Origin of the sequence: Vibrio penaeicida (assembly GCF_030689305.1) — a bacterium.
Taxonomy (GTDB): Bacteria; Pseudomonadota; Gammaproteobacteria; order Enterobacterales; family Vibrionaceae; genus Vibrio; species Vibrio penaeicida_B.
In genome coordinates this window covers 31670-55236 of sequence record NZ_JAUYVM010000027.1, presented here as the reverse complement: position 1 = coordinate 55236, position 23567 = coordinate 31670, and the positions used below count along the sequence as shown (strand labels likewise).

Genomic DNA, 23567 nt, shown 5'->3' with positions numbered 1-23567 from the left:
TGTTTAGCCATAAATCACCTCTCAATTAGACCCTAGATCTAACTTAGTAAAGTGTCTACTAAACGTGGGGTACTCGGCCTCATAACGCCCAAAACAAATGTCTATCTTTGTTTCAGTTGAATAATTTAGATTATCGTTAAACAGGCTTATAATGTTTTTGGATGACGATGTGTCTGTTATCAGTAGAAAGCTCGAAGACTTTACTCTATACAAATCCCCAGCATTCATTAACGCGATCTGCTTTAGTTCACGTGATAACTTGATTAAAACGTGATTACCAAACGCTCGTCCCTGACGACGGTTGATTGTGTCGATGTTTTTTATGCCGATAAAATATATGAATTTTCTTGAGCGTAGGTGCCCCTTACTTTCAAGAATTTTTGCATCCAGTAGACCAGTTAGCGGGTCTTTGTTTTTACTCCCTTTACGTACTGAATAATCATTGAAGTTAACAACACGCATATCAGCCAACTCGTATATACAAAGCACGATTATCAGTACATGAAACAGGTAATACATTGTCTGAATGAGAAACAAATACTTCGTAACATCGGTATTACGGTAGGTGGCGATAGCGATCAGTAGTGAAATGCTAAAGCAAACAGCGTACATACTAATAATGAAGGGTTTGTAGCGAGTATCTTTGTGTGAAATCAGATGGTAGAAAACCAAAACACCAGCCAACATGTTAATGAACAAATTGAGTTCACTGGCTTGGAAAATATTCAATACCACTATCTGTGTTGCGATAACCGAGCCAATAACCATGGCATGCTTTACGCCAATTTTTCCTGTTTCCTTACAGTAAATGGTTAAATGAAATGAAAAAATTGAAATGATATAGCAGGAGTAGAGTAAGTCGTTGTGAAGCCAATGACTGTTCGAGATACCAATCTCATTGATGTGGCTTAATGGTAAAAAGCCAAAACCATAAAAGCAAAAGATGGTGAATGTCACCATATAGACAAGGCAAGCAACCGAAGACAACTTGCTTTCATACCATTTAAATCGTGCGTAAAAAAGGCAGAGAACGGCAAATGCCGTCATAAGGGCAACAACGAAAGTGTCTCTCGCTATCAACTGATCAAACAAGTTATCGTTTTTAATCATCAGCGCGTTAAAAATGCTGAACTGACCTTCAGGCGCGTTTAGATATATTTGGTCATAAACAAAGTGTTTATCCAAACTGATTGAACGCATATTGTCGAACTCATGCTGCTCAACCATTGTATTTTTAGATAAATAATAAATGGTGCCTTGAGAAAGTGTTTTGTTTACAAGGTATATAGAATAAAGATCTTGCTCGTACTTCAAAATATCTAGGCGAAACCAACAACTTTCAACACTGCTCGGCGTACATTGACCTTTTCGTTCCCATCGGTCATGGGTGCTTGGAAATGCTTGATCAGTTGCTAAACTTCCAAATCCAGCCTTCTTATGCACAACATTCTGATGTTCAAGGTTAAATTGAGAAAATACAGATAGCGTACATATTGTAAAAAATAACGAGATCAAAAGAGTAGGCATCACTATACATCCTGAAAAACAACGTCGCGGCAGGATTATAGAGAGAACAGTCGCTCAATTGGAAAAGCATGTTATACAAACAGCTAGTTTTGGTCAGTTTGGAATCAACATATTAAGTCTTACATTTAAACCACTGCTTATGATTGATAGCCCATGCTGAAATGTGCCCAGTTTTGTACAAATCAAATGTCGCATTGGTGCGCTGACTGGATCGTTTTGTGACCAACCTGATGACAAAGACGCCAACCAGTTCAAAAACCTAAAATTTCCACTTGCACCCCTGAGCTGCAATGGGTAATATCCTCCTCGTTCCAAGGGAATGCGTCCGTAGCTCAGTTGGTTAGAGTACCGCCTTGACATGGCGGGGGTCGGTGATTCGAGTTCACTCGGACGCACCATTCCTTGCTTCATAAAGAAGGTTTCAAAACCATTTTTGTGAAAGATTAAATTTGGGTCCGTAGCTCAGTTGGTTAGAGTACCGCCTTGACATGGCGGGGGTCGGCGATTCGAGTTCGCCCGGACCCACCAAATTAACAAAAAAGCCTGCTTATAAAGCGGGCTTTTTTGTGTCTGTAATATGTTCATCTCTTTCGATTTTCTCCGCTTTACTTAAGAATAACCACACCAGAATGATTGTGAGCATAAGCTGTATTGAAATTATTAATCTGAATTTACATTGATGGTGCTAACGTACAGCATCGAAAGGTCGATTTGGTACGAACAGAGTAAGTTGAGGGCTTGATGGAGACACTTATTTATCTTGGCGTTTTTTTGTTGGTTATGGTTGCCTTTGCGCATTCATATCTAGGGGAGCGATACATCTTAATTCGTCTTTTTAGGCGTGATGATCTTCCTAAAGTATTGGGGAACGATGAATTTACTAAAAAAACGCTTCGCTTTGCATGGCACGTTACGTCGATAGCGTGGTTAGGGTTTGCTGCTATTTTGCTGGTAACAGTTCAGTCGACATTTTCGAAGGAAATGATTGGGCAAATTATTGCGGTGACGTTCTTTATCCACTTTTTGATTGCATTGTTTGGTTCAAAAGGGCGCCATTTATCTTGGATTGTATTTCTTGCGATTAGTGTGTTGGCACTGCTTGGAACCTAAATTAGCCAAGGGGAATAAGATTGAATGGGTCATCCAGATAACCAAAAGCCAACGAAAAGTATGGTTGGCTTTTGATTTGATATTCTAGCTTTCTGATCGCTTAACGCGAATCTTACTTTTATCAACGCTTGTCATATTTAGCGCATTGATTGCTGTTTTTGCTTCGTCATCGTTCGGCATCTCAACAAATGCAAAACCCTTTGAGTTTCCCGTTTCTTGATCCAATACGAGATTACATTCCGCGACAGCGCCATGAGTAGAAAATAGAACTCGAATGTCTTGTTCAGAGGTAGAGCGAGCAAGGTTGCGAACTAAAAGTTTCATAAGTATCCATTGGTGTATTGATTACGCGTGGATTGTCGCAGCTAATTTGACTAAAACCAAGGAATGATTTCTAGCGGTACTTACAAGAAGCTTGGTGGCGGAGTTTGTTGGCTCACAGATTAAAAGCATGCTGCTTAAATATGTTGCGGTTAAAAGGCTTTGCGGGTTGCAAAGCCTTACGGTTGTGTATTTGTAGTTTAAAATCGACGATAAGAAGCTATGGGTAATGAACCTCTAAACAATCCAACCCACCAGAACGTACAGCTAAGTTGAATTCAGCTTCGGTCATATTTTTTATCACGTTTTCCATTTCTTTTTGAGTTCCGAAGTTCTTTCCAACTAGATATTGCGCGTACCCAAACAGCATCAATGGGTTTTGCGCAATCATTGGCGTACTCTCGCCTAAGAACTTAGTTTCAAAACCAAGCAAGCTCATGTGTTCTTGGAACGCTTTACGCAGCGCAGAGTTTCTTGCATGGTTTGTCAGGTAAAGTTTCTGTCCGTTACTTTCAACAAGGACACTGTTCATGAAGTTTGCAATTCCGCCCGGTTGTACAGCTGATTTACCTTCGAATACGCCTGGAGAGGAGATGGGGTTAAGCCCAATTTTCCTTAACTCAGCCTTAATTAACGGTGTGTAATGTTTGGCACTTTCTTGCTTGATACGAGATTGTTCCAACATGTCATTAAGTTGGCTACGCTCCGCGTCTGTTGCTGCGAATCTGAGCGCTTGCGACAAGAGCTTTTGATTTTCGGCTTCATCATTGACCAATATGTCCCCATTTTCTAACGGTCGCATTTTCATGTCTAAGTGGAAACCCGGTTGAGGGACAAAAGCTATTGCACTTCGAACTAACCCGATGTCTTCCGCGATGATGTCTTTAGCGAGATCTTCTTTTGCCAACATTTCTCGAGCCATAGTGCGCAGTGCTTGGTCGCCTAGGTTATTATGAATTTTTGTTAGTTTTCCTAGTGTGTATTGAAATGAAGGATCTCGTTCATCAATCGCTAGTTTCGCTATTCTTGCAGCGATACTCTCTGGAGAGAACGAGGGTGCTAGCTCAGGCGAATTAAGGTATTTCTCGCTCATATGTTGAGCTGTTAACACGACTGAGTCAGTACCAACTACAGCATACGGATTTCCATTTTGCATGGTGCCAGAAAGCAGGTTGCCACCTTCAATGTAACTGTTTCCTCGATAAATAGTGATCGGGCTTTGAGTGCTCACAAGGTTTTTGATTGTACGATTGTGTTGCTTGCCTTGATCTACAGTAAGACCAACTTTACGTTTAGTATTTCCCTCATGACCAAAGTTTGCGCTGGTTTTAGGTAAGTAGGTTTGTATAAACCTTTGCGCTTCGTAGGAGGCCTTCCCCGAAATGTCCGCAGGGATATAGACAGTTTTACCATCACGGCTCATGATACGAGCATCTTCAACCCATGAGCTATTCGGACCATTATCCGTTTCAATGATTGTGTAGAAACGAGAGTAATCACGCCCAGTTTCTGCTTGAAGCTTTTGAATACCAGCCGTAAGCAGCTGATCCTTTTTTGGGTTGCTTTCTATATGAGAATATATGTGGACGTTCGTACCAAGTTGCTCAGAAAGCGCGATAAGATCCAATATGGTTGTGACCGATTCTAAACGGAGATTAACATCAAAATTATCCAACGTTGTATTAAGTCCTTCCGTTGCTGGACCAACTTTCAATCCGGTGGAGGCAGTGACTACTTGAGTTGGTGGAACTGGAGAAGGGTTGGGCTGTTCAGTAGCGTTTGAAGGAAGTAAATCAAACGAGTAATTTTTTACAGCATTTACCCACGCAAAATATTCAGATGTATTACTAGGCGGTTGAAATTCTGCTCGAAAAGCAGCGAGATACTGACTCATAAGAGCCGGAACGATTTCTTTCTTAATACCGTCACGTAAAAAATAATACAGGTAAGTGCCGTCTGATTGCTTCTTATATTCAATCTTGAGTGTTTTTCGTCCGAGCGGTGTGGCTCCATTTTGAGAATAGTATTGACTTACAGAAATCGTGTTTACATCTGAGCTCTCTGCACTTGGTTGGGATGCTTCATTTCCCGGGAAGTGAATCATATTACTGTTAGCGAAGGTGCTAAATGAGCTTAGTATTGCCGAGACAATCATCAGCTTTTTGGTATTTTTCATCGTTTATTCCTGATTGAACATTAATTTCCCCACGATTAGAAAGGCAATAGGTAGCTCAAGTAAATACACGAAAACTTAATTCTATTGTTAGCAGTTCTGGCTAGTCTGACAGGTGCTTAAACTGGTAGCCTCACGGAGGGGAAGGCAGGCTAACTCACTAATAAATATAAAAGTTATTGAATGAGCATCACAAGAAAACTGGCGGTTAACTGCGCAAGAAAATGTTTAAAAATTTAACAGGAATGGATATCACAATATGCACTTTTAAGTGTTGGATATTGGTGGCTAATTCGACAATACCATTACGCATTGATGACAAATGGCACCTTGAAGAGAAAAAGTGATTGTTCTCTTAACTTTTTGCAACTGTTTACATCCATCGTAAGATATTGAAGTGATCGGCTCGCATATACCGGATGAACACGTCGCGAAAATAGCGAGCAATTTGATACAAATACCCTGAGTAACCCAATTTATTCAAGTGACTGAATTCAAGTGGGTTATATAAGGGGAAGAAATGAGAAAAAGGATTTTAGCGTGCGTCATTTTGGCTGCAGTCTCGGGTGCATCGGCAATAGCACAAAGGCCAGCAGAACCCGCGTTGTTACTTGCTAATGAGTATTCGTCGGAAATCAACCTAGATGAATACTGGGTATCAGAAAAATTGGATGGCATTCGCGCTGTCTGGGACGGGACATCACTTTACACTCGGAAGGGTACTAAGATTCACGCGCCTGCTTGGTTCACCGAAGGGCTTCCTTCTTTGAAAATGGAAGGCGAGTTGTGGGCGGGAAGAGGTATGTTTCATGTTGTTCAGCAAACGGTTATGGACAAAACCCCATCTGACACCGCCTGGAAAAACATCCAATTTATGATCTTCGATTTACCTCACTCTGCTGGCGACTATGCTAAGCGTTATTACGATATCAAAAATTGGGTAAAAACCGTCGATCAACACCACATTCAATATGTAGAGCATATTTCCGCCTCCAACCATTCCCAATTAATGAAAATGCTCGACAGAGTCGATGACAATTATGGCGAAGGTTTAATGCTTCGAAAGGTGAGCAAAAGCTACCGAGCAGGGCGTTCAGACGATTTACTCAAGTTAAAAAAACACGAAGATGCGGAAGCAACAATCATTGGATACAAACCGGGAGAAGGAAAGTACCACGGAATGCTGGGCTCATATCTGGTACGTTGTGCCAATGGTAAAGAGTTTTATATTGGAAGCGGGCTAAAAGATTCAATGAGAAAACAACCACTGCCCATTGGTGCGACGATCACTTACCGCTTCAACGGACGTACTGAATCTGGAAAACCGCGATTCGCTCGTTTCCTGCGTGAAAGAGTAGAGTAGATAAAACGTCGAGTTTAAGAGCCTGGTGCGCCTCCGCATCTAGCGAAGAGACCTTGCCAGTATTTAACATGACTCAGTATCGCCGATTTGAAACCCTTATGATGTTGCTCTATATCGTAAAAACTTGGGTGGATTTCATTGGTTTTTTGCAGAATGACCGCCAGCTCGACACTCAGTTTCCCGTATGTTGTATCAAGCTTTGATAAATACGGTTGAATTTTCTCGACATACTGACTTTGAAATACGTTTTTCATATACGTGAACTGAGTGTTATCCCGTTTCTCTCCACAGCGAATGTTTCCATCGAATTGATTAAGTTGTTCCGTTGCTTGATTTAGCCATAGGGTACTATTAACTAAGCTAAAACTCAGAGAACCAATCACGTTAGTTGTTTCTATTATTTGCTGTGACGGCGTAATAAACTGTTCGGTCAATGTACTATGCCCTTCCTCTTCTGAGGCTTCAGACAATTGCAATGTAATGTGGTAAAACGGTTTAAGTGCCAGATTTAGCTCCGTTGACCCGAAAGCCCCTTTAATAGGCAACCATTCCTTGCCACTGAGCTGTGTACGCCAAGCGTCACTTTGAGTAATTACATATTGTAGGTGTAGTGGGTAATGTCGCTTCTTTTCAGTGTGAGCGATGCTGAGCTTACGCTGAACCTCTTCAGATATATCCGGGTGATTCAAGCATTTGTCTACGCCAGTAAGAAACCGCGTTTCGTAATCAAACAAATGAAACTCGTCTTGAACTTTGCCCAGTGATGAGTTCCGTTCTGCTATCAGTTCAAAAAGTCCGCAGCGTCTTAATTCATAAGATTCGAGTAGCCCAATGGAAATACGTGGAATGGGAGTTTGGAGAAGATTTTTGTCTGGCAAGCTAACAAAAGCGGTATCTGGTGTGCTTAGAGCGGAAACATCCTGAACTCGGGCAATGCGAGTTATGTAATCGTCATACATGGAAAGTACAGGATCGGTACAACCTGAAAGCATTGTTACACAAACGATAGCCAGCACGCGGGATGACATATTTTCCTCGAGTAAACTTGTTAAGACGCACCTTTAATACGTGCAAAACGCAAAGATACATCAATAAAAACAACAATGCCCAGAAATTCTGGGCATTGTTGTTTTTATTTGCTTTCAGTGTTCTAACGCGACGAAAACACCAATTGAACATTGTCGGGTTGCTTGTGCATCCAATGAAGACGACGACCGAGCATAATGGCAGCGGAGCTCAACCCAATGATGAAACCAATCCAGAAACCCGTTGCGCCCATAGGCTCGGTAACCCAATCCGTCATGCCTAAAATGTATCCAGCTGGCAACCCGAGTACCCAGTACGCGATGAACGTTCGGTTAAAAATAGCTTTCATATCTTTGTAGCCACGTAATGCTCCCGCGGCAATGACTTGGATTGAATCCGTACACTGATACACTGCGGCATATACCAAAAGGGCACTGGCAACAGAGACAACTTCACGGTTGTCGGTGTACAACAAAGAAATTTGCTCTCTGAAAACAATAGTCATCAATGCCGTGAAACACGCAGTGATTAAGCCGACAATGATACCGACACGAGACGCAATCTTAGCGCCTTCCGTACTCTTTTCGCCAAGTTTGTGTCCAACTCGGATACTCACAGCGGCACCGATGCTCATGGGAAGCATAAAGACCAAGGTGGAAAAGTTAATCGCGACTTGATGGGAAGCAACCGTTGTTGGCCCAAGAGGCGCTATCAACAATGCAACCACCGCAAACAAAGTTACTTCGAAGAACAAAGCTGCCGCGACAGGCAAACCTAATTTAAACAAGCGAAGCTGCGCTTTCCATTGTGGAGGATGAAACGTGCCAAAAAGATTGATATGACGAAGTTTCTTTGCGTTCGCGACATAAAAATACATCATGCCGAACATGATCCAGTACACAATGGTCGTAGCAACACCACAGCCAACACCGCCTAACGCAGGTGCACCAAACTTACCGTAGACGAATATCCAGTTAAGTGGAATGTTAAGAAGCAAGCCAATAAAGCCGATAACCATTGCAGGTTTAGTCAAAGACAAACCATCAGTTAGGCTACGCAGTGTTTGAAATAACAAAAACGCCGGTACTGCGAGCATGACGGCGTACATGTACCCATTTGCTTTCTCAGCCATGAGCGCTTCAACTTGCATCCAATCAAGAATTTGCTGAGTTTGAAAAAGCACGCCAACAATAGGGATCGACAGCAGTAAGGATAAATAGATCCCTTGTTGAATCTCAAAAGGTATCTTCACCTGACGGCTGGAGCCATTTAATTGCGCTACTACGGGAACGAGTGCCATGAGAAGACCAATCCCAAACAAGATAGAGGGTAGCCAGACGCTCGTCGCGATAGCAACTGCAGCCATGTCTGTTGGGCTGACACCACCAGCCATTACTGTGTCGACAAATCCCATGCCAGTCTGGGCAACGGACGCAATGAGAACAGGAGTGGCTAACTTAATTAACTGAGAGGCTTCTTTTTGATAACGATGCACAGATTACTCCGATACTGCATATAAATCGGGATAGAGTGGCGCATAATAAAGAATTGATCGTAAGATACCAATAACTTTGTTGAGTATAGAAAAGAGAGCCATATGTTTACTGGGATTGTACAAGGTACAGCGAAGATCATATCAATAGAAAAGAAAAAGGAATTCCAAACTCACATTGTTGAGCTGAATGGCAGTTTGGGTGAAAACCTACAAATTGGTGCGTCAGTTGCGCATAACGGCTGCTGTTTAACCGTAACAAGAGTAGAAGGTAGCCATGTGTGGTTTGATTTAATGCAAGCCACTTTGAAGCTAACTAATTTAGGGGCATGCCAAGCGGGCGACAGCATAAATGTTGAGAGAGCTGCTAAGTTTGGGGACGAAATTGGCGGGCATTCTATGTCTGGACACATTTCGACCGTCGCTAAAATTTCTGATATTGAAAGCTCCGAAAACAATCGAACCATTTGGTTTGAGCTAGAGCCAGATCAAATGCGTTACGTACTAGAAAAAGGCTACATTGGCATTGACGGCTGTTCACTCACTATTGGCAGCGTGAAAGGTAACACATTCTGTGTCCACCTTATTCCAGAAACACTCACGCGTACTCTTTTCGGAAGTCGTACAATTGGCGAGCTGGTTAATATAGAGTTTGACCCACAAACGCAAGCCATTGTCGATACAGTAGAAAGAGTGCTAGCAAATCGAAGTTAGCTAGTAATGCACTGACTTAATGATGATTATTGAAAAAGCGCACTGAATTGTATTCAGTGCGCTTTGGGTTTTGATGCGATTGAAACGTTGAAAAATAGTCTTAAACTTATGAATTTAGAATATTTGTTCGTCATCCGCATCGACGGTTAACTGCACCTTATCATGCTGCTCGTCGACAAACATATTCAAATGAATTGCATGGCAACAAGCTGGGCAGTCGTCGTAAAAATCTTGGCTGCCATTTGATGAGTCCAAGGTAATGCCTATTGTGTATCCACAATGTGGACACTTTACACTTTTCTCTGTGTAATTTTTCATAACACCCTTCCTTACATCACGTAGAATCCCCTGATGAATTCTTATTCATACTAGCTCTTCGCCTTACTAATCGAATTGAATTAAGTATGAAACATGCTTAAGTGCAAATTTTCAAAGAAAAATGACTTGGATCACGTGTTGGCGGTCAGAAAAATGCATCTGAGCTGAAAAGTAAAGAGTAAAGGTTTGTAAGAACGTGGACAAAACAGACGAATTATTCGCCATTTTATATAAAATCGAGCACGTAATAATTTGAAATATTAATTATGTATCGAAATCAAAGGAGTGTGAAAGATGCACCAGAACAATTAATTTGGTGCTCTAAATGGCCCCACCGTATAGACAAATCTTGAGCCGTTAACCCTACGAATTTTCTCAGCGTAAGCTGTCTACGATATTTTGAGCATCATCTAGATAGCTTCCACCAAACAAATTGCAATGGTTCAAAATGTGGTAAAGATTATAAACGTCTCTTCGCGACTGATAACCTGAGTCGAGTGGCCTTAAGCTTTCGTATCCTTGGTAAAAGTCCGACATAAATCCCCCAAAGAGCTCCGTCATGGCGATGTCGCATTCAGAATCTCCCCAATAAGGCGCAGGATCGTATAGCATTGGGCCCACAGGCGTATTCGATATGTTTCCACTCCACAAGTCACCATGGAGTAATGAGGGGGTAGGGTGGTGCGCCGCAAGACGTTCATATACAGTGGCAACTATCTCGTCTGACTGCCCAAATTCTACCCCTTTTTCCTGCATTAATTGAAGTTGCCAACCAACACGTTGTTCAGAGAAGAAACGAGCCCAGTTTTTATGCCAAGAATTTGGCTGTAACGTGGCACCAACGTAGTTGTCTGCATCAAAGCCAAACTCGCGTTGATCGCCCCAACTATGGTGTTTAGCAAGCTGTAAACCAAAGCGATAACTCGCTTTGGCACTTTCTAGAGGTTTGCAAGGTATGTAGTTAAGGATAAGAAACGCATGATCTTTGCAATGACCAACGTGAACGACTTCTGGCAAAAACAGTGTGTCGGATTGTTTTAGGGCGGTAAGACCTTCCGATTCCAATTCAAATCGAGGGAGAAAAGAACGATCGTTAACTTTAATAAAATAACGCTGTTCACCGTCGCTAATCATATAGCTCTGGTTAATATCACCGCCGTTTAAACGGACTTTTTCGGAAATTTTGTAATCGAAAACGAGTACTTCAGAAAGTTGCTGCGCTATGGATTGCCACATATCCGATCCCTATTAATAAATTGAATAGCCTCACACCAATAGTAGCCCATAACTTTTTGTGGTTACTGTTATATATGCCACATATAGCCGATACACTTCGAACTGATAAGATCAAATGATCTGATCAAGATCTTCTTTTCATTGGCAGATGTGAAGCAACTCAGATTTTGAGCACAAAAACTAAACTAAAGCATCGGTTTGTAAAATCAATACATTATAGTGTGATGTTGATTCAGGAAAATAATCCCATGCGTTTGTTATGAAAGTACTTATCTGTGACGATTCGGCTCTGGCTAGAAAGTCGGTAGCTCGTTGTATCGCGAATTCTGATCACCAACAAATACTGTTTGCTGGTGACGGTCAGGAAGCTTTGGACATACTGAAAGTACAGAACATCGACGTTATGTTTCTGGACCTTACGATGCCAGTTCTTGATGGTTATGAAGTACTTTCCGCACTACCAGTAAATAATTATCCAACAAAAGTAATTGTTGTTTCAGGCGATGTACAACAGGCTGCAAAAGAGCGTTGTCGAAACCTTGGAGCGTATGAATTTATTGAGAAACCTCTCAATCCTGAAATCGCCAGCCCCTTATTCCCACGCATTGGACTGACGTTTTCCCAAAGCGCTTCTTCTGATCCTCTTCCTAAGCTTGATCCAATGACAAAGTTCAAAGAGCTAACCAATATTTCTTTGGGTCGAGGCGCGGCGATCATATCGGATCATTTGGGCGAGTTTATTCATATTCCTATACCCAATGTCGGCTTATTAAGTTCAGGTGAACTGGCTATGACATTAGAAGATGTACTGCATCGAGAAGGGGCAATAGCGGTAGCCCAACGTTTTGTAGGCGGGGGAATACATGGCGAAGCTCTGGTTTGTATGCGAGGTAATCAGATAGAGGAAATGGGGCAAAGCCTTGGGTTTCAGGTGAAAGAGTCCTCTTATAATGAAGTGGTCATCAATATCGCCAATTTATTAGTCGCTTCTTACCTTGTTTCGCTTGGTGAGCAGATGTGTACACAGTTTGCGTTGCGTCAACCTGCGGTTATCGATCATTTTCATCAAGAAATCAATTCACTCAATGTCGGTGGAATAGGCGAGTTATTTACCATTGAGTACACGTATTTTGCCGAATCAATTAACTTTGAATGTGAAGTGCTATTCCTCATTGATTCACGATCGGTTGGCAAAATCAAACGCATTCTGGAGACGATGTAATGTCAGATATAACGCTTGATATCTCAGATTTTCACTGGGCATTGCAAGTGATGGATAACATGGATTCTGGGCTGGTGGTTCTCGATAGACATTACAATGTGTGTACGTGGAATAGCTTCATGCAGTCTTACAGTGGTATCACTGCTGACATTATTATGGGACATAACCTATTTGATCTCTTTCCACAACTTCCTTCTGAATGGTTAAAGTCGAAGATCGAGGCTTCTATAAAGCTTAAAATGCGAGGATTTTCAAGCTGGGAAGACAGACCTTACCTCTTTGAGTTCAATAACTTCTCCCCAGTATCAAACGGCTTATCGGTGATGTATCAAAATGTGGTAATCACACCTCTCAAAGCGCTAACAGGTGAAGTCACACATATTTGTCTCATGATTCATGATGTTTCTGACATAGCAAAAAAGAAACTACATCTACGAGAAACCAACCAAAAACTCAGCCACCTTAGCCGAACAGATGGTTTAACAGGATTATACAACCGTGCACACTGGGAACAGTGTCTCAGTGAACAATTCATTCAATGTCAAACCATGAGCACACCTGCATCGTTAGTCATCTTCGATATTGATCACTTTAAGAAGGTCAACGACACCTACGGTCATAGTTCAGGCGATAGTGTTATCCGGCAAACAGCTCATTTATTGAAAAAGACAGCAAGGCAGGCAGATTGTTGTGGTCGGTATGGTGGTGAGGAGTTTACGGTGTTGCTACCCAACACGAATTCTGATCAAGCACATTACTTTTCTGAAAGGCTCAGGAAGCGTATTGAAGAAACTCTGGTACCTACAGAGCAAGGCGATGTTACGTTTACAGTAAGCTTAGGAATCAGTGAGTTTACTCCAGAAATGGAAAATTACTTAGCATGGTTAGAATCCGCAGATAAAGCGCTATACAGCTCAAAACAAAATGGACGAAATCAATCTACAATTCATACGTAATCCTGTTTAAATTACCGTAACGAGATCAAATAAGCGTGTTAATTGTTGGTCATTTGGTCTTGTTGTTATATCAAATTCGTCAGATATGTCTTAGAATTTAAATAGAAGCAATAAGACACCAACATGGTGGAGACGAATAGTGGTAGTAGAAACTGATGGCTATCTTGCTCTTATTGAGCATTTAACAATGAACCTAGACATTTTTGCCCAAGTCGAAGGTGATACTGGTGATGAGAGTATCGAGGATGTCGTTACTGATCTCATTGCGACTAATATTATGGCTATCTTTGAACAAAATCCTGAATTGCATTCAAGCGTACGTTTTAAACTTCTTAAGGAAGCGGATGCTGTTGTTGAAGATTTAGGAGAAGTACTTGCTGGTGCGTGGAACAAGAAAGCCACAAACGAGCAAATTGGTTTTCTAGATGAATATATCGCGCTTGTTAAAAACCTATTTGATACGGCTGTAGCAATATACGACTAGGTTTGATAACACAGAACTCAAGATAGCATACATAAACATGTATATAATGGGTTACCAAAAGGGGCTGGTTTTGACCAGCCCCTTTATTATATTGAACTAAAAAGCACGCTAGCTAATTTACTCTTCGGAAATGCCAAAACGCGTTAGCCCAGTAAGGGTTATCTAAGCGCGAGATAATGACTCCCTTCGATGTAGAAGCATGCATAAATGCTTTGTTACCCATGTACACACCAACATGACGCTGCTTGTATGCTGTTTTGAAAAAAACGAGATCACCGGGTTTGGCGTCCTTATAAGAAACTTGTTTTCCAACTTTACTTTGGTTTTCCGTCGTTCTTGGTAGCGACATAGCAAAAGCTTCATTGAAAGCGACTTTGGTAAACGCGCTGCAATCTATGCCATAGCGGTCATTGCCTCCAAATCGATAGGGTACGCCTTCCCACCTTACATACACATCGCTTAGCGCTCGTTGCGTGACTGTACTTTGCTTACTATTTGGCTCATAAGCATCAGTTGAAAAATCAGGTCGTGGCGCTGAACAACCCGCCAAGAACACACTTACTATCAGAAATTTCGTCGAAATAATTCTTTTAAAACACATACTCGTTCTTATTGTTAATTATATTTTTTTTGAAATATGGCTGTCACGAGTGAGCCATAAACTCTTTCGCATAAAGACCATTAAGGATAGCTCTACTGGAACGCTCATATGCGAAATACCAAATCGAACCGGATTTCAATTTCACTAATACAAGCCATTGTGGCTGTATTAGCCGTTACTACTTTAATGGTAGTTTCTCTCTCAAGTATCAGCCAACACGGAATTGACACTGTTGGTTCAGAATTTAGCCAGCTATCCGAGCAAGCACTGCCACTAGCAATTAATAATGCAGAGCTTACCCAAACGATACTGACTCAAGTTAAACGCTTAAATCAAGGAATGCAAAGCGAAAATGAGAGTGAGCTTAGCTCTGCAGTCGCTGAACTGGATGCTCTTACGATAAAAAGTCAGGAGGAGCTCGATTCCTTATTCAACCTTTCTGATGCCTTTGAGGGCGTGGTGTCTAATCATCAGAAAGAGCAGCTCATTCACTCTGTTGAATCGTTGAGGCAAAACTCTATTCAAGTGCTTAACGTTCAGCGAGATATCTTTGCTATTCAAGTTACCTTAAATGATCTTATTCCCACATTTCGTTATGGCGTCAGTTCAATTGGTCCTGAAATGAACCGAGTATCGTCTTTCTTAATTCAAGATAACCCAGAGGCATCAGACGCAGCTAATCGCTTTATCGCCAGTGCGAGCTCTATGGAAAGCACGTTTCTCGTGATGATGATGGCAGAGGATCTAGAGAAAGCGACATCGGAATACCAAGAGATGAAGAATCGAATCGCTGGAATTAATCTGGCGTACGAAGATTTCGCCGAATGGTACCCAGACATAAAAGAATTTGCGAGTTTGACTGCTCCCTATGAAATGGTGAAAGAAGGCTTTGCAGAATCGGGGGTACTGCAGCAAATTCTGGTTAAACGAGAAAAAGTAGAAAGCCAAAAGCGTTGGATTAAAGACGTTACACACAGCGCTGACCAAACGATAGAAATGCTAGCTAAAATTTCCGCAACTGCGCGAGCGCTCATCAAAAGAAGTCAAACAGAAGTAGAACGCACTATGGAGTATGTACAACTCGTGCTCATGCTTACAGGGTCTGTTTTGGTTCTGGTCATCGTAATAACGGGTTTTGTTCTAAGGCGCTGGATAAACAAAGGGGTCCGAAATATAACACATTCACTTAACTTATTGACGGAGCACAAATTCAACTTGTCCGTTCAGAGCATTGGCCCCGCTGAAATGCACGTAATAGCGGCGCAACTTAACAAAGTCATCGAGTCAACGGGAGACTCACTAAAAATGGTGACGACAAATTGTGAAACCCTGTACCAAACTGCTGGGGTCAGCCATTCTGCGGCTGAAGAAACGAAAGCGAGTTTAGATGAACAGAATCACTCCCTCAACGAAATGGTGTCCACCGTGTGTGAGCTACAAGGTGCGATACGTGAAATTGCTAAGGTCGCTTCTGAATCGTATGAAGAATCGAGAGTCGCGGCGTCAGACTCCATTCAAGGCGGGAAAGTCATTGAAGAAAACGCACATCGATTGGCAACTCTAGATAGTACGTTAACAATAAATGAAGAATCCATGGCTAAATTAGATGGCAAAGTTCGGGAGATTACCGAACTGGTAGATTTGATCAGTGGGATCGCAGAGAACACTAATTTACTTGCGTTGAATGCCGCAATAGAGGCAGCGCGAGCAGGAGAGCAGGGAAGAGGTTTTGCAGTTGTTGCGGATGAAGTAAGAAAACTGGCAAGTGATACAAGCCATCAAACAACGAATATTCGAGAGATGATGGCAGCATTACAACAAGCCGCTGCAGACTCCAAAGATGCCGTTATTGAAAGCCGAAAAGAAATGTCTCAGGCAATGAAATCGAGCATGGATGTTAAGGAAACATTCAGCAAAATAGAAATGTCAGTCGAGGCGATAAAACTGCGCGTAGAGCAGATATCAGTCGCTACTGAGCAACAAGAGCGCTCAACGACGAATGTGAACAACAACATTCAATCCATATCCGAACTTGGGGAAAACACCACAATCCAATTGGATTCAATGATAAAGAGTTCAGAGCAAGTGGCGGACATCGGTGGTCATCAGCAAGCCATGTTGCACAAGTATGATTTCGCGTAGCTTTTTTTATATACCTAATCATGCCTAAACGGCTGAGTCAGCATTTTCCATAATTGTTGTTCCTTGGGTTTCCTAAATAGAGGAAGCCCAATTTCTACTTCATCGTGTCCTTTTTTCGGCTGATCTCTGTAAGTGCCGAACCATTGGTCCCATACCGATAAGAAAAAGCCAAAATTAGAATGGGTTTCTTTCACTTCTACCGAGTGATGAACACGGTGCATGTCAGGGGTAACAAGGATCTTTCGTAACCAAAAATCCAATTTAAGGGGGAGTTTTCCGTTGCTGTGGTTGAACATCGCGCTCACGTTGAGAACAATTTCAAACACGACAATGGCAATGGGAGACACACCTAAAGCGAGCACAAGCGCAATTTTGATCCACATGGATAGAATGATCTCTATTGGGTGAAACCGGCTACCCGTAGTTACATCAATATCTTGGTCGGCGTGATGCATTCGGTGAAGTCGCCATAAAAAAGGCAGGCGATGAAACATCACATGTTGAACATAAATAGCAAAATCAAGAATTAACACAGAAAGAAGAATGTTGACTAAAGCCGGCACTTCGAAGAAATGAAACAACCCGAATCCAAATTGCTGCGCTTGCAATGCGCTATCAAATGCAACAATAGGCATGATAACCGCCAAGCAAATACTGTTGAGCCCAACTAGCCCCAAATTATTTCCCCATCGGGTTAATTTACTTTGAGTCAGCGACTTTCTAGGTGCGTAATACTCCCAACAAGCAAAAAGTATCAATCCGCCAATAAAAAAGCTCAACCGAACAATCGCTGGATCTTCCATTCATTCCTACCTTTATATTTCTTACTTATCCTAAGTTCCGGTTACTGACGGAATCTAGCATCTTGATGCTGTTTGGGTATAATCTGCCAAATTTCCTGTATTACTGACTCTATTACCATGCGCATACATCAGGTTCACAACCTATATCAATCTCGGCTCGACAGAGCGACTAAACCTTTTAATGCTCGCGGTTCTAAAGTTATACGGTGTCAATTCTGCCAAGTGACAGAGAAGCATTGTATTTGTTCACACCAGCCCAATATTCAATCGGATATTTCGGCGCTGATCATCATGTCAGATAACGAAATCCTCAAGCCCAGTAATACTGGCAGGCTAATAGCGGATATCCTTGTAGATACACATGCTTTTCAATGGTCACGTACTGAACCTGAACAGGCATTGTTAGCTCTACTGAAAGATGACAAATACCAACCCGTTATAATATTCCCTGAAGACTATGTCGATGAAAAATCAAGGCTCATTCAAGTAGAAGACCTTGTTAAGCAAGAAAAACTTACAGAGCAAGCCTTACCAAAAGAACAGGGCCTACCAAAAGAAGCGAACAGCATTCCAAGTAAAAAACCACTTCTCATCTTTCTAGATGGAAGTTGGCGAGAAGCTCGGAAAATGTTTAGAAAGTCCGATTACCTTGCTAGTTTTCCTGTCTTGTCTGTAAACCCAGACACCGTATCAAATTATATGATGAGAAAGTCAGATAATGAAAAGCACCTTGCGACTGCAGAAGTCGCAAGTCTGGTGTTTGATATGTTAGGGGATTCAGATGCTGCGCAAACCCTTTCACTCTGGTTTGAAGCCTTTAAAGAGGGTTACCTACTGAGTAAAACCCGCCTAAAACACGACCTATCAAAACCAATGTTGGCAAAATATAATGAATATGTAAGAGCCTGTTGACCTCGCGCCTTGAGAAAAACGTATAGGCTTTGAACAAGATTTAATCATGAAAAGTCTACAGACCCTATAAATATTGAGCAGAGAGTCACCACTTGGTCTTACTGACAACGTTAATTTGTGTTGTATCACGGACTATTCAGCCAGTTTATGGATAATGCGTAGCTAGATAATTTTATGCTCTTTCCGTCAGATCGTACTGTCCGTCGGGCAACTTCTGCTTACATTGAGCATGCATTAATTTTTGGGATTCAGGAGAGAAACATGTACTACGGCTTTGATGTCGGTGGCACCAAGATTGAATTTGGCGCGTTTAATGAGAAGTTAGAACGTAAAGCAACGGAACGTGTACCTACTCCAGGTAACGACTATGAAAAGTTGGTTGAAACCATAGCGGGTCTTGTTGCCAAGTATGATGCTGAATTGGGCGTAGAAGGCACCATTGGTATCGGTATTCCTGGCATGGAAGGCGCCGATGACGGAACAGTACTAACAACAAACGTTCCAGCGGCTAAAGGAAAGCCTTTACGTAAAGATCTGGAAGCGAAAATTGGCCGTAAAGTGAAAATCGACAACGATGCAAACTGCTTTGCATTGTCGGAAGCTTGGGACGATGAGTTGAAAGATGAGCCTGCCGTTATGGGTTTGATCCTCGGTACTGGTTTTGGTGGCGGTTTTGTGTTCGATGGTAAAGTGTTCTCAGGGCGAAATCACGTAGCAGGAGAGGTAGGGCATGCACGCCTGCCTATCGATGCTTGGTTCCATCTGGGTGAAAATGCGCCTTTGTTTGGTTGTGGATGTGACAAGAAAGGCTGCTTAGACAATTACTTGTCTGGTCGTGGTTTCGAGCAACTCTACGAGCACTACTACGGCGAGCGAATTAAAGCGGTTGAACTGATCAAACTTCACGCTGAAGGTGAAGCCAAAGCGGTTGAGCATGTCGAGCGCTTCATGGAGTTGTTGGCGATCTGTCTTGGTAACTTGTTTACGTCTTTCGATCCTAATGTTGTTGCATTGGGTGGTGGGCTGTCGAACTTCGAACTGATTTATGAAGAGATGCCAAAGCGCATACCTAAATATCTACTTTCTGTTGCGAAACCACCAAAGATCATCAAAGCGAAACACGGTGATTCAGGCGGCGTGCGCGGTGCAGCGTTTTTGAATATTAAATAACCTTAGTGCCATGTTTCCAAAGCACTGAATCACAGTGCCACCTTGGTTAGACGAAAAGTGAGCCTTTGAGCTCACTTTTTTGAATGTCTTTACTGGGCGTCGCTTAACTTTCTAGGCGCTCTAAGATCCTTTGTAATCTTGGTCGGCTGATTTTCAAAATATCACACGCTTTTCCTTTATGGCCATCCACCGAGTCAAGTACGTTCAACACATGCTGATACTCCATCTCTTGCAAGCTCAGAGATGAAGATGGGTATTGTTCCTCAATTTCCGGCAAGTTTTGCTTCAATTCTTCAAATAACTCATTCGTCAGAATGTCGCCAGGGCAAAGCGCTACAGCTTTGGTGAGCGTATTTTCAAGTTCACGAACATTGCCAGGCCAAGGATAACTGCACAGTAAACCCATAGCATCAAGCGCTACTTTGGTCACTTTGGTTCCCAGCTCCTTATTTGCTCTTACAAGCAAGGCAGGAATTAATTCTTGTAAGTCTTCCGGACGCTCCCTTAGTGGCGGAATATGGATTTTCACCACTTGCAAACGGTAGAACAAGTCTTCGCGAAACGTTCTATCTTGTATTGCTTGAGCAAAATCGATGTTGGTCGCTGAGATGATTCGCGCCGTCGTTTTTATTGGAACCTTTCCTCCCAATGGCGTCATCTCTTTTTCTTGCAGAACTCTGAGTAACTTTGCTTGAATTTGTGGCGAGAGCTCTCCGATTTCATCCAAAAACAATGTGCCTTCACTGGCAAGTTCAAATTTACCGGGTTGATCCGATATCGCCCCTGTAAATGCTCCTTTTTTATGCCCGAACATTTCAGATTCCAATAAGTTCTCCACTAATGCTGCACAGTTCAATGCAACAAATGGGGAGGATTTTGGACGACCTGCGTTATGAATGGCACGCGCAACCATTTCTTTACCCGTGCCAGATTCACCAGTAATCATGACAGATGCATTCGTGAGTGCGACACGGCCGATGGTTTTGTATATCTCTTTCATCGCATGAGATGAACCAACCATAGAGCGCCCTAACGTGTCTGGAATCGTAACAGCGTCTTTCGAAGTCGAGGCGTGATACTCCAAAGCGGTTCTTACGACCTTATCGAGTTCGTCAATATCGATAGGTTTGTGGATGTATTCGTCGGCACCTTTTTGCATCGCCATGATGGTGCTTTCCATATCGTGGTAGGCAGTGATCATGATGATGCGTACTTCTGGACAAATAGATTTAAAATCAGCGATTCCCTCAATACCGGACTTTCCTTCCATTCGAATGTCTAGAACGATAACGTCGGGTTGCAGCCTTTTGGCGATTTCTACACCAGTATCAACGCGGTGGGCAGCTTCCACGGTGTAACCTTGCGATTGATAGTGGAGCTGCAAGGTTCGACTAATTCCAGTATCGTCATCGACGATCAGCAACTTGCTCATTAAATTAAACTTCCTCTGTTTGTTCGTACTCTTCTGGTTTTTCTTGTTTTCGTTGATTCAATATTTTGGGTGAGGCAGGTATTCGTATCCTTGCTTGTGTGCCACTTACTAGAGGAGTCAGATGAACGTCGCCAGTATGCGCATCAATAATACGTTTTACGATGGCTAACCCAAGCCCTGTTCCCTTGGCTTTCGTTGTAAAAAAAGGCTCGAAGACTTTCTCAGTTAAACAAGGGTCGATTACATGGCCATTGTTCTCTATGTCAATCAAAAGGTGGGTTTCAGATTCAGTGAACATGACGTTAGAGCTCACTTTTACTTTTGGTCGGTTCTCTGTTTCAGATTGAGATGCCTGAATGGCGTTCAATAGCAGATTTTGTAACGCCTGTCGCAATTTTAGTGGGTCAGCAAACAATGTAGGGAGGTTAGGTTGAAGTGCCAAAACCATCTTTACATTGCTCACTTTTGCTTGTTTTTGTTGACCAGCAACCAAGGATTCAAGCAGTTTGTTTAAATCTATCCAATCCGGTTTAAGCTGATCGGGTTTTGAGTAGGCCAATAATTCTTCGAGTATCGCTTCCATATAACGTACTTGTTCCAAAGAAATATCAAACATTTCGTTTCGTTGGCTCCGTGCGTGAATTTGAAGCACCATCTTTATTGAACTTAAAGGATTACGAAGATCATGTGCGATCATGCTAACGACTTTACCTATAGCGGCTAGTTTCTCATGATGGATGCGTTCACGTGTTTGCTTCTCTACTTCTTGGGCGAGTCGCTTTTCTTCTGAAATGTCTTGTTTCACAGCAACATAGTAGAGCAAGCGACCTTCAATATCCTTTACGGGGGAAATCCGAGCGCGCTCCCAGAACAGCTCACCATTTTTCTTTTTGTTGTGGAATTCACCACGCCACTCTTTTCCTGCCTGTAGGGTTTCCCATAGCGCCAGATACTCGTCCTTAGCGGTTTCTCCCGATTGAAGAAAACTGGGTGTACGATTCAGTACCTCTTCACGTGTATAGCCAGAAAGCTCACAAAAAACAGGATTAACGTAAAGAATGCGTCCATCCAAATCCGTGATAACCACAGAATTTTGGCTGCTTTCTACTGCGTGACTAAGGCGCTGAATTTTATCTTGCGCCATTTTTTGTTCAGTTATGTCTTCACCTAACAACGTGAGGGAGATTTGTTGATCATTGGTCTCAGTGAAAGTTGATGTCCACGACACTAAATGGATTTCACCAGTTTTACTCAGTACAACGCTTTCACTGTGTGGCTGATGGGCTTGCAGCTTTATGGCTTCATTTAACGCTTCTTCTGCTTGTTGATGAAGTTCAGTAGGGATAAATCGCTCAACCCACCTACGACCAACCACTTCATTTTTTTCGTACCCCACCATATTAAGAAAAAAGTCGTTGCAGAAAGTAATGCTACCTTGCTGGTTGATACTGACAGCGGCCAATTGGATGTTTTCTAAAGTATGGCGAAATTGTTGTTCATAACGTTGTTGCTGGCGCAAGAATCGCGTTTGAACACGAAATCGACTCACTAGAAAGATGGCGACAGTGATAACTAAAAAAAGCAGAAAGTAGGGCATGCTATAGCGGTCATGAAAATCGAGGCGTGAAAGGTTAAATCGCTCGATAGGGAAGACCGATACAATCGTCCAATTGCCGTTATTCGGTGCACCGATCATTGAGTAGGTGTAATAGCTGTTTTCTTGTAGCTGTTGCCCTCGATGGTTTTGTAGTATCGACTCAATGATATGAGACGGAATATCTCGGTTAGGTGAAACAGCGAAGCGACTGCCTTGCGAGTCGACAGGATGAATTACCGCAATCCCTTGTGGGTTATACAAGTAAACATGGTTCGTGAAGCTTGGAGCAACTGCTAAAAGTTTATTGATTAACTGGTTGCCTTTGTAATTCAGCAAGATACTGCCCAAACGCACACCTTGCTTGTTAAATACGGGGGTTCCAACCCGGATGGTCGGCTTTAAAGGCGTTTGCACTTCCCCAGCTTCTTCATTTAAATCGAGAGGAGAGATGTAGACTTCGCCAGAATCTAAAGTAGAAGAGTGTTTCCAATAATATCGGTGCGACTTGTTTTGAAGTTGATCTGGAGGGACGACCGTTACGTGCCCTTCAATGTTATTAACGCGAAGACGTTCCAGCCCTTTTGTGTCGATAAATCGAATTTGATCATAGCTGTGGTTATTTAGGCTTAACTGTACAAAGTAATCTTTTAGAGCGTTATAGGGCTGAGGCTGTGTTTCGACAATATTCTGTGTGACATAGCTAAGGTTCTTCGCATCTGCAGACATTCGAAATAGGGTTTCACCTAGTACCTCGTCGATGAGATCGACGATCACTCTTTCATTGTGAAGGGCGTATTGCTTGTCGTTATCGATGCTGATCAAGTAGTGCAGGCTCATCCATACCGCCAAAACGATATAGACAGGCAATGCCCAAACCATCCATTCTTTCAGAAAAGCGTTAATGTTTGGGCGGTGGGAGTCTGTTTTCATAAGCTCTATTAACGAAGTGTCCCTTGCAGAAGGCATTA

20 protein-coding genes and 2 tRNA genes are annotated in these 23567 nt (G+C 42.4%); 11 read left to right on the top strand and 11 right to left on the bottom strand.

The window, feature by feature from the left end; genetic code table 11:
• Positions 1-21 precede the first annotated feature (21 nt).
• Positions 22-1527 (bottom strand): hypothetical protein, encoded by a 1506-nt coding sequence (locus tag Q8W40_RS26320; RefSeq protein ID WP_305401483.1) that lies wholly within the window; start codon positions 1525-1527, stop codon positions 22-24.
• Positions 1528-1848: 321 nt separating this feature from the next.
• Here Q8W40_RS26320 and Q8W40_RS26315 point away from each other — a divergent pair.
• The 3 genes from Q8W40_RS26315 to Q8W40_RS26305 all read left to right on the top strand — a co-directional run bounded on the left by Q8W40_RS26315 (position 1849) and on the right by Q8W40_RS26305 (position 2637).
• Positions 1849-1925: transfer RNA gene (locus Q8W40_RS26315), tRNA-Val, on the top strand.
• 53 nt (positions 1926-1978) lie between these two features.
• Positions 1979-2055 (top strand) — tRNA-Val (locus Q8W40_RS26310).
• A 213-nt stretch (positions 2056-2268) separates the two neighbouring features.
• Positions 2269-2637, top strand: coding sequence for a hypothetical protein (locus tag Q8W40_RS26305; protein ID WP_305401482.1), 369 nt, complete (start codon positions 2269-2271; stop codon positions 2635-2637).
• Positions 2638-2721: 84 nt separating this feature from the next.
• On the opposite strand, the gene Q8W40_RS26300 is transcribed toward Q8W40_RS26305, so the two are convergent.
• Positions 2722-2961, bottom strand: a complete 240-nt coding sequence (locus tag Q8W40_RS26300) for an RNA recognition motif domain-containing protein (protein WP_305401480.1) — start codon at positions 2959-2961, stop codon at positions 2722-2724.
• Positions 2962-3178: 217 nt separating this feature from the next.
• Positions 3179-5134 (bottom strand): hypothetical protein, encoded by a 1956-nt coding sequence (locus tag Q8W40_RS26295; RefSeq protein ID WP_305401478.1) that lies wholly within the window; start codon positions 5132-5134, stop codon positions 3179-3181.
• 517 nt (positions 5135-5651) lie between these two features.
• Between Q8W40_RS26295 and Q8W40_RS26290 the strand changes: the two genes are divergently transcribed.
• On the top strand, positions 5652-6494 hold the full coding sequence (locus tag Q8W40_RS26290) for a DNA ligase (RefSeq protein ID WP_305401476.1): 843 nt from the start codon (positions 5652-5654) through the stop codon (positions 6492-6494).
• 14 nt (positions 6495-6508) lie between these two features.
• Here Q8W40_RS26290 and Q8W40_RS26285 read toward each other — a convergent pair whose 3' ends face one another.
• The gene (locus tag Q8W40_RS26285; RefSeq protein WP_305401475.1) at positions 6509-7522 is read right to left on the bottom strand and encodes a DUF3080 family protein; all 1014 of its coding nucleotides are present in this window, start codon (positions 7520-7522) and stop codon (positions 6509-6511) included.
• Positions 7523-7644: 122 nt separating this feature from the next.
• Entirely contained in the window at positions 7645-8958 is a 1314-nt protein-coding gene (locus Q8W40_RS26280; RefSeq protein WP_370693436.1) for an MATE family efflux transporter, read from the bottom strand.
• 159 nt (positions 8959-9117) lie between these two features.
• Here Q8W40_RS26280 and Q8W40_RS26275 point away from each other — a divergent pair, with 159 nt between their 5' ends.
• Positions 9118-9726: a riboflavin synthase subunit alpha gene (locus Q8W40_RS26275; RefSeq protein WP_305401473.1), complete on the top strand. Its 609-nt coding sequence runs from the start codon at positions 9118-9120 to the stop codon at positions 9724-9726.
• A gap of 114 nt (positions 9727-9840) precedes the next feature.
• On the opposite strand, the gene Q8W40_RS26270 is transcribed toward Q8W40_RS26275, so the two are convergent.
• The gene (locus tag Q8W40_RS26270; protein ID WP_101113796.1) at positions 9841-10044 is read right to left on the bottom strand and encodes a CPXCG motif-containing cysteine-rich protein; all 204 of its coding nucleotides are present in this window, start codon (positions 10042-10044) and stop codon (positions 9841-9843) included.
• 375 nt (positions 10045-10419) lie between these two features.
• Positions 10420-11280: a fructosamine kinase family protein gene (locus Q8W40_RS26265; RefSeq protein ID WP_305401470.1), complete on the bottom strand. Its 861-nt coding sequence runs from the start codon at positions 11278-11280 to the stop codon at positions 10420-10422.
• Between the two features lie 259 nt (positions 11281-11539).
• On the opposite strand from Q8W40_RS26265, the gene Q8W40_RS26260 reads away from it, so the two are divergent.
• The 3 genes from Q8W40_RS26260 (at position 11540) to Q8W40_RS26250 (ending at position 13942) form a co-directional block, all read left to right on the top strand.
• Positions 11540-12502, top strand: coding sequence for a response regulator (locus tag Q8W40_RS26260; protein WP_305401469.1), 963 nt, complete (start codon positions 11540-11542; stop codon positions 12500-12502).
• Positions 12502-13458: a sensor domain-containing diguanylate cyclase gene (locus Q8W40_RS26255; RefSeq protein WP_305401468.1), complete on the top strand. Its 957-nt coding sequence runs from the start codon at positions 12502-12504 to the stop codon at positions 13456-13458. The genes Q8W40_RS26260 and Q8W40_RS26255 overlap by 1 nt, the downstream gene beginning before the upstream one ends.
• 139 nt (positions 13459-13597) lie before the next feature.
• Positions 13598-13942 (top strand): DUF3802 family protein, encoded by a 345-nt coding sequence (locus Q8W40_RS26250; RefSeq protein WP_104399718.1) that lies wholly within the window; start codon positions 13598-13600, stop codon positions 13940-13942.
• 112 nt (positions 13943-14054) lie between these two features.
• On the opposite strand, the gene Q8W40_RS26245 is transcribed toward Q8W40_RS26250, so the two are convergent.
• Positions 14055-14543 carry an NlpC/P60 family protein gene (locus Q8W40_RS26245; protein ID WP_305401466.1) on the bottom strand — a complete coding sequence of 163 codons (489 nt, stop codon included), beginning with the start codon at positions 14541-14543 and terminating at the stop codon, positions 14055-14057.
• Positions 14544-14651: 108 nt separating this feature from the next.
• Between Q8W40_RS26245 and Q8W40_RS26240 the strand changes: the two genes are divergently transcribed.
• On the top strand, positions 14652-16685 hold the full coding sequence (locus Q8W40_RS26240; protein WP_305401465.1) for a methyl-accepting chemotaxis protein: 2034 nt from the start codon (positions 14652-14654) through the stop codon (positions 16683-16685).
• 14 nt (positions 16686-16699) lie between these two features.
• On the opposite strand, the gene Q8W40_RS26235 is transcribed toward Q8W40_RS26240, so the two are convergent.
• Positions 16700-17488, bottom strand: a complete 789-nt coding sequence (locus Q8W40_RS26235) for a sterol desaturase family protein (protein ID WP_305401463.1) — start codon at positions 17486-17488, stop codon at positions 16700-16702.
• A gap of 117 nt (positions 17489-17605) precedes the next feature.
• Between Q8W40_RS26235 and Q8W40_RS26230 the strand changes: the two genes are divergently transcribed.
• The gene (locus tag Q8W40_RS26230) at positions 17606-18400 is read left to right on the top strand and encodes a tRNA-uridine aminocarboxypropyltransferase (RefSeq protein WP_305401462.1); all 795 of its coding nucleotides are present in this window, start codon (positions 17606-17608) and stop codon (positions 18398-18400) included.
• 261 nt (positions 18401-18661) lie between these two features.
• A complete protein-coding gene (gene nagK, locus Q8W40_RS26225) occupies positions 18662-19570 on the top strand; it encodes an N-acetylglucosamine kinase (RefSeq protein WP_305401460.1) in 909 nt (302 codons plus the stop codon).
• 103 nt (positions 19571-19673) lie between these two features.
• Here nagK and Q8W40_RS26220 read toward each other — a convergent pair whose 3' ends face one another.
• Together Q8W40_RS26220 and Q8W40_RS26215 are read right to left on the bottom strand one after the other, a co-directional pair.
• A complete protein-coding gene (locus Q8W40_RS26220) occupies positions 19674-21002 on the bottom strand; it encodes a sigma-54-dependent transcriptional regulator (RefSeq protein WP_305401458.1) in 1329 nt (442 codons plus the stop codon).
• A gap of 4 nt (positions 21003-21006) precedes the next feature.
• A complete protein-coding gene (locus tag Q8W40_RS26215) occupies positions 21007-23529 on the bottom strand; it encodes a PAS domain S-box protein (protein WP_305401456.1) in 2523 nt (840 codons plus the stop codon).
• Positions 23530-23567 lie beyond the last annotated feature (38 nt).

Bases quoted from the DNA above. Each gene is read 5' to 3' on its own strand.
- Q8W40_RS26285 (WP_305401475.1), bottom strand. From the start codon at position 7,522: ATGTCATCCCGCGTGCTGGCTATCGTTTGTGTAACAATGCTTTCAGGT.
- Q8W40_RS26265 (WP_305401470.1), bottom strand. From the start codon at position 11,280: ATGTGGCAATCCATAGCGCAGCAACTTTCTGAAGTACTCGTTTTCGAT.
- nagK (WP_305401460.1), top strand. From the start codon at position 18,662: ATGTACTACGGCTTTGATGTCGGTGGCACCAAGATTGAATTTGGCGCG.
- Q8W40_RS26320 (WP_305401483.1), bottom strand. From the start codon at position 1,527: ATGCCTACTCTTTTGATCTCGTTATTTTTTACAATATGTACGCTATCT.
- Q8W40_RS26215 (WP_305401456.1), bottom strand. From the start codon at position 23,529: ATGAAAACAGACTCCCACCGCCCAAACATTAACGCTTTTCTGAAAGAA.
- Q8W40_RS26260 (WP_305401469.1), top strand. From the start codon at position 11,540: ATGAAAGTACTTATCTGTGACGATTCGGCTCTGGCTAGAAAGTCGGTA.
- Q8W40_RS26245 (WP_305401466.1), bottom strand. From the start codon at position 14,543: ATGTGTTTTAAAAGAATTATTTCGACGAAATTTCTGATAGTAAGTGTG.
- Q8W40_RS26255 (WP_305401468.1), top strand. From the start codon at position 12,502: ATGTCAGATATAACGCTTGATATCTCAGATTTTCACTGGGCATTGCAA.
- Q8W40_RS26220 (WP_305401458.1), bottom strand. From the start codon at position 21,002: ATGAGCAAGTTGCTGATCGTCGATGACGATACTGGAATTAGTCGAACC.
- Q8W40_RS26300 (WP_305401480.1), bottom strand. From the start codon at position 2,961: ATGAAACTTTTAGTTCGCAACCTTGCTCGCTCTACCTCTGAACAAGAC.
- Q8W40_RS26270 (WP_101113796.1), bottom strand. From the start codon at position 10,044: ATGAAAAATTACACAGAGAAAAGTGTAAAGTGTCCACATTGTGGATAC.
- Q8W40_RS26230 (WP_305401462.1), top strand. From the start codon at position 17,606: ATGCGCATACATCAGGTTCACAACCTATATCAATCTCGGCTCGACAGA.
- Q8W40_RS26295 (WP_305401478.1), bottom strand. From the start codon at position 5,134: ATGAAAAATACCAAAAAGCTGATGATTGTCTCGGCAATACTAAGCTCA.
- Q8W40_RS26240 (WP_305401465.1), top strand. From the start codon at position 14,652: ATGCGAAATACCAAATCGAACCGGATTTCAATTTCACTAATACAAGCC.
- Q8W40_RS26290 (WP_305401476.1), top strand. From the start codon at position 5,652: ATGAGAAAAAGGATTTTAGCGTGCGTCATTTTGGCTGCAGTCTCGGGT.
- Q8W40_RS26305 (WP_305401482.1), top strand. From the start codon at position 2,269: ATGGAGACACTTATTTATCTTGGCGTTTTTTTGTTGGTTATGGTTGCC.
- Q8W40_RS26235 (WP_305401463.1), bottom strand. From the start codon at position 17,488: ATGGAAGATCCAGCGATTGTTCGGTTGAGCTTTTTTATTGGCGGATTG.
- Q8W40_RS26275 (WP_305401473.1), top strand. From the start codon at position 9,118: ATGTTTACTGGGATTGTACAAGGTACAGCGAAGATCATATCAATAGAA.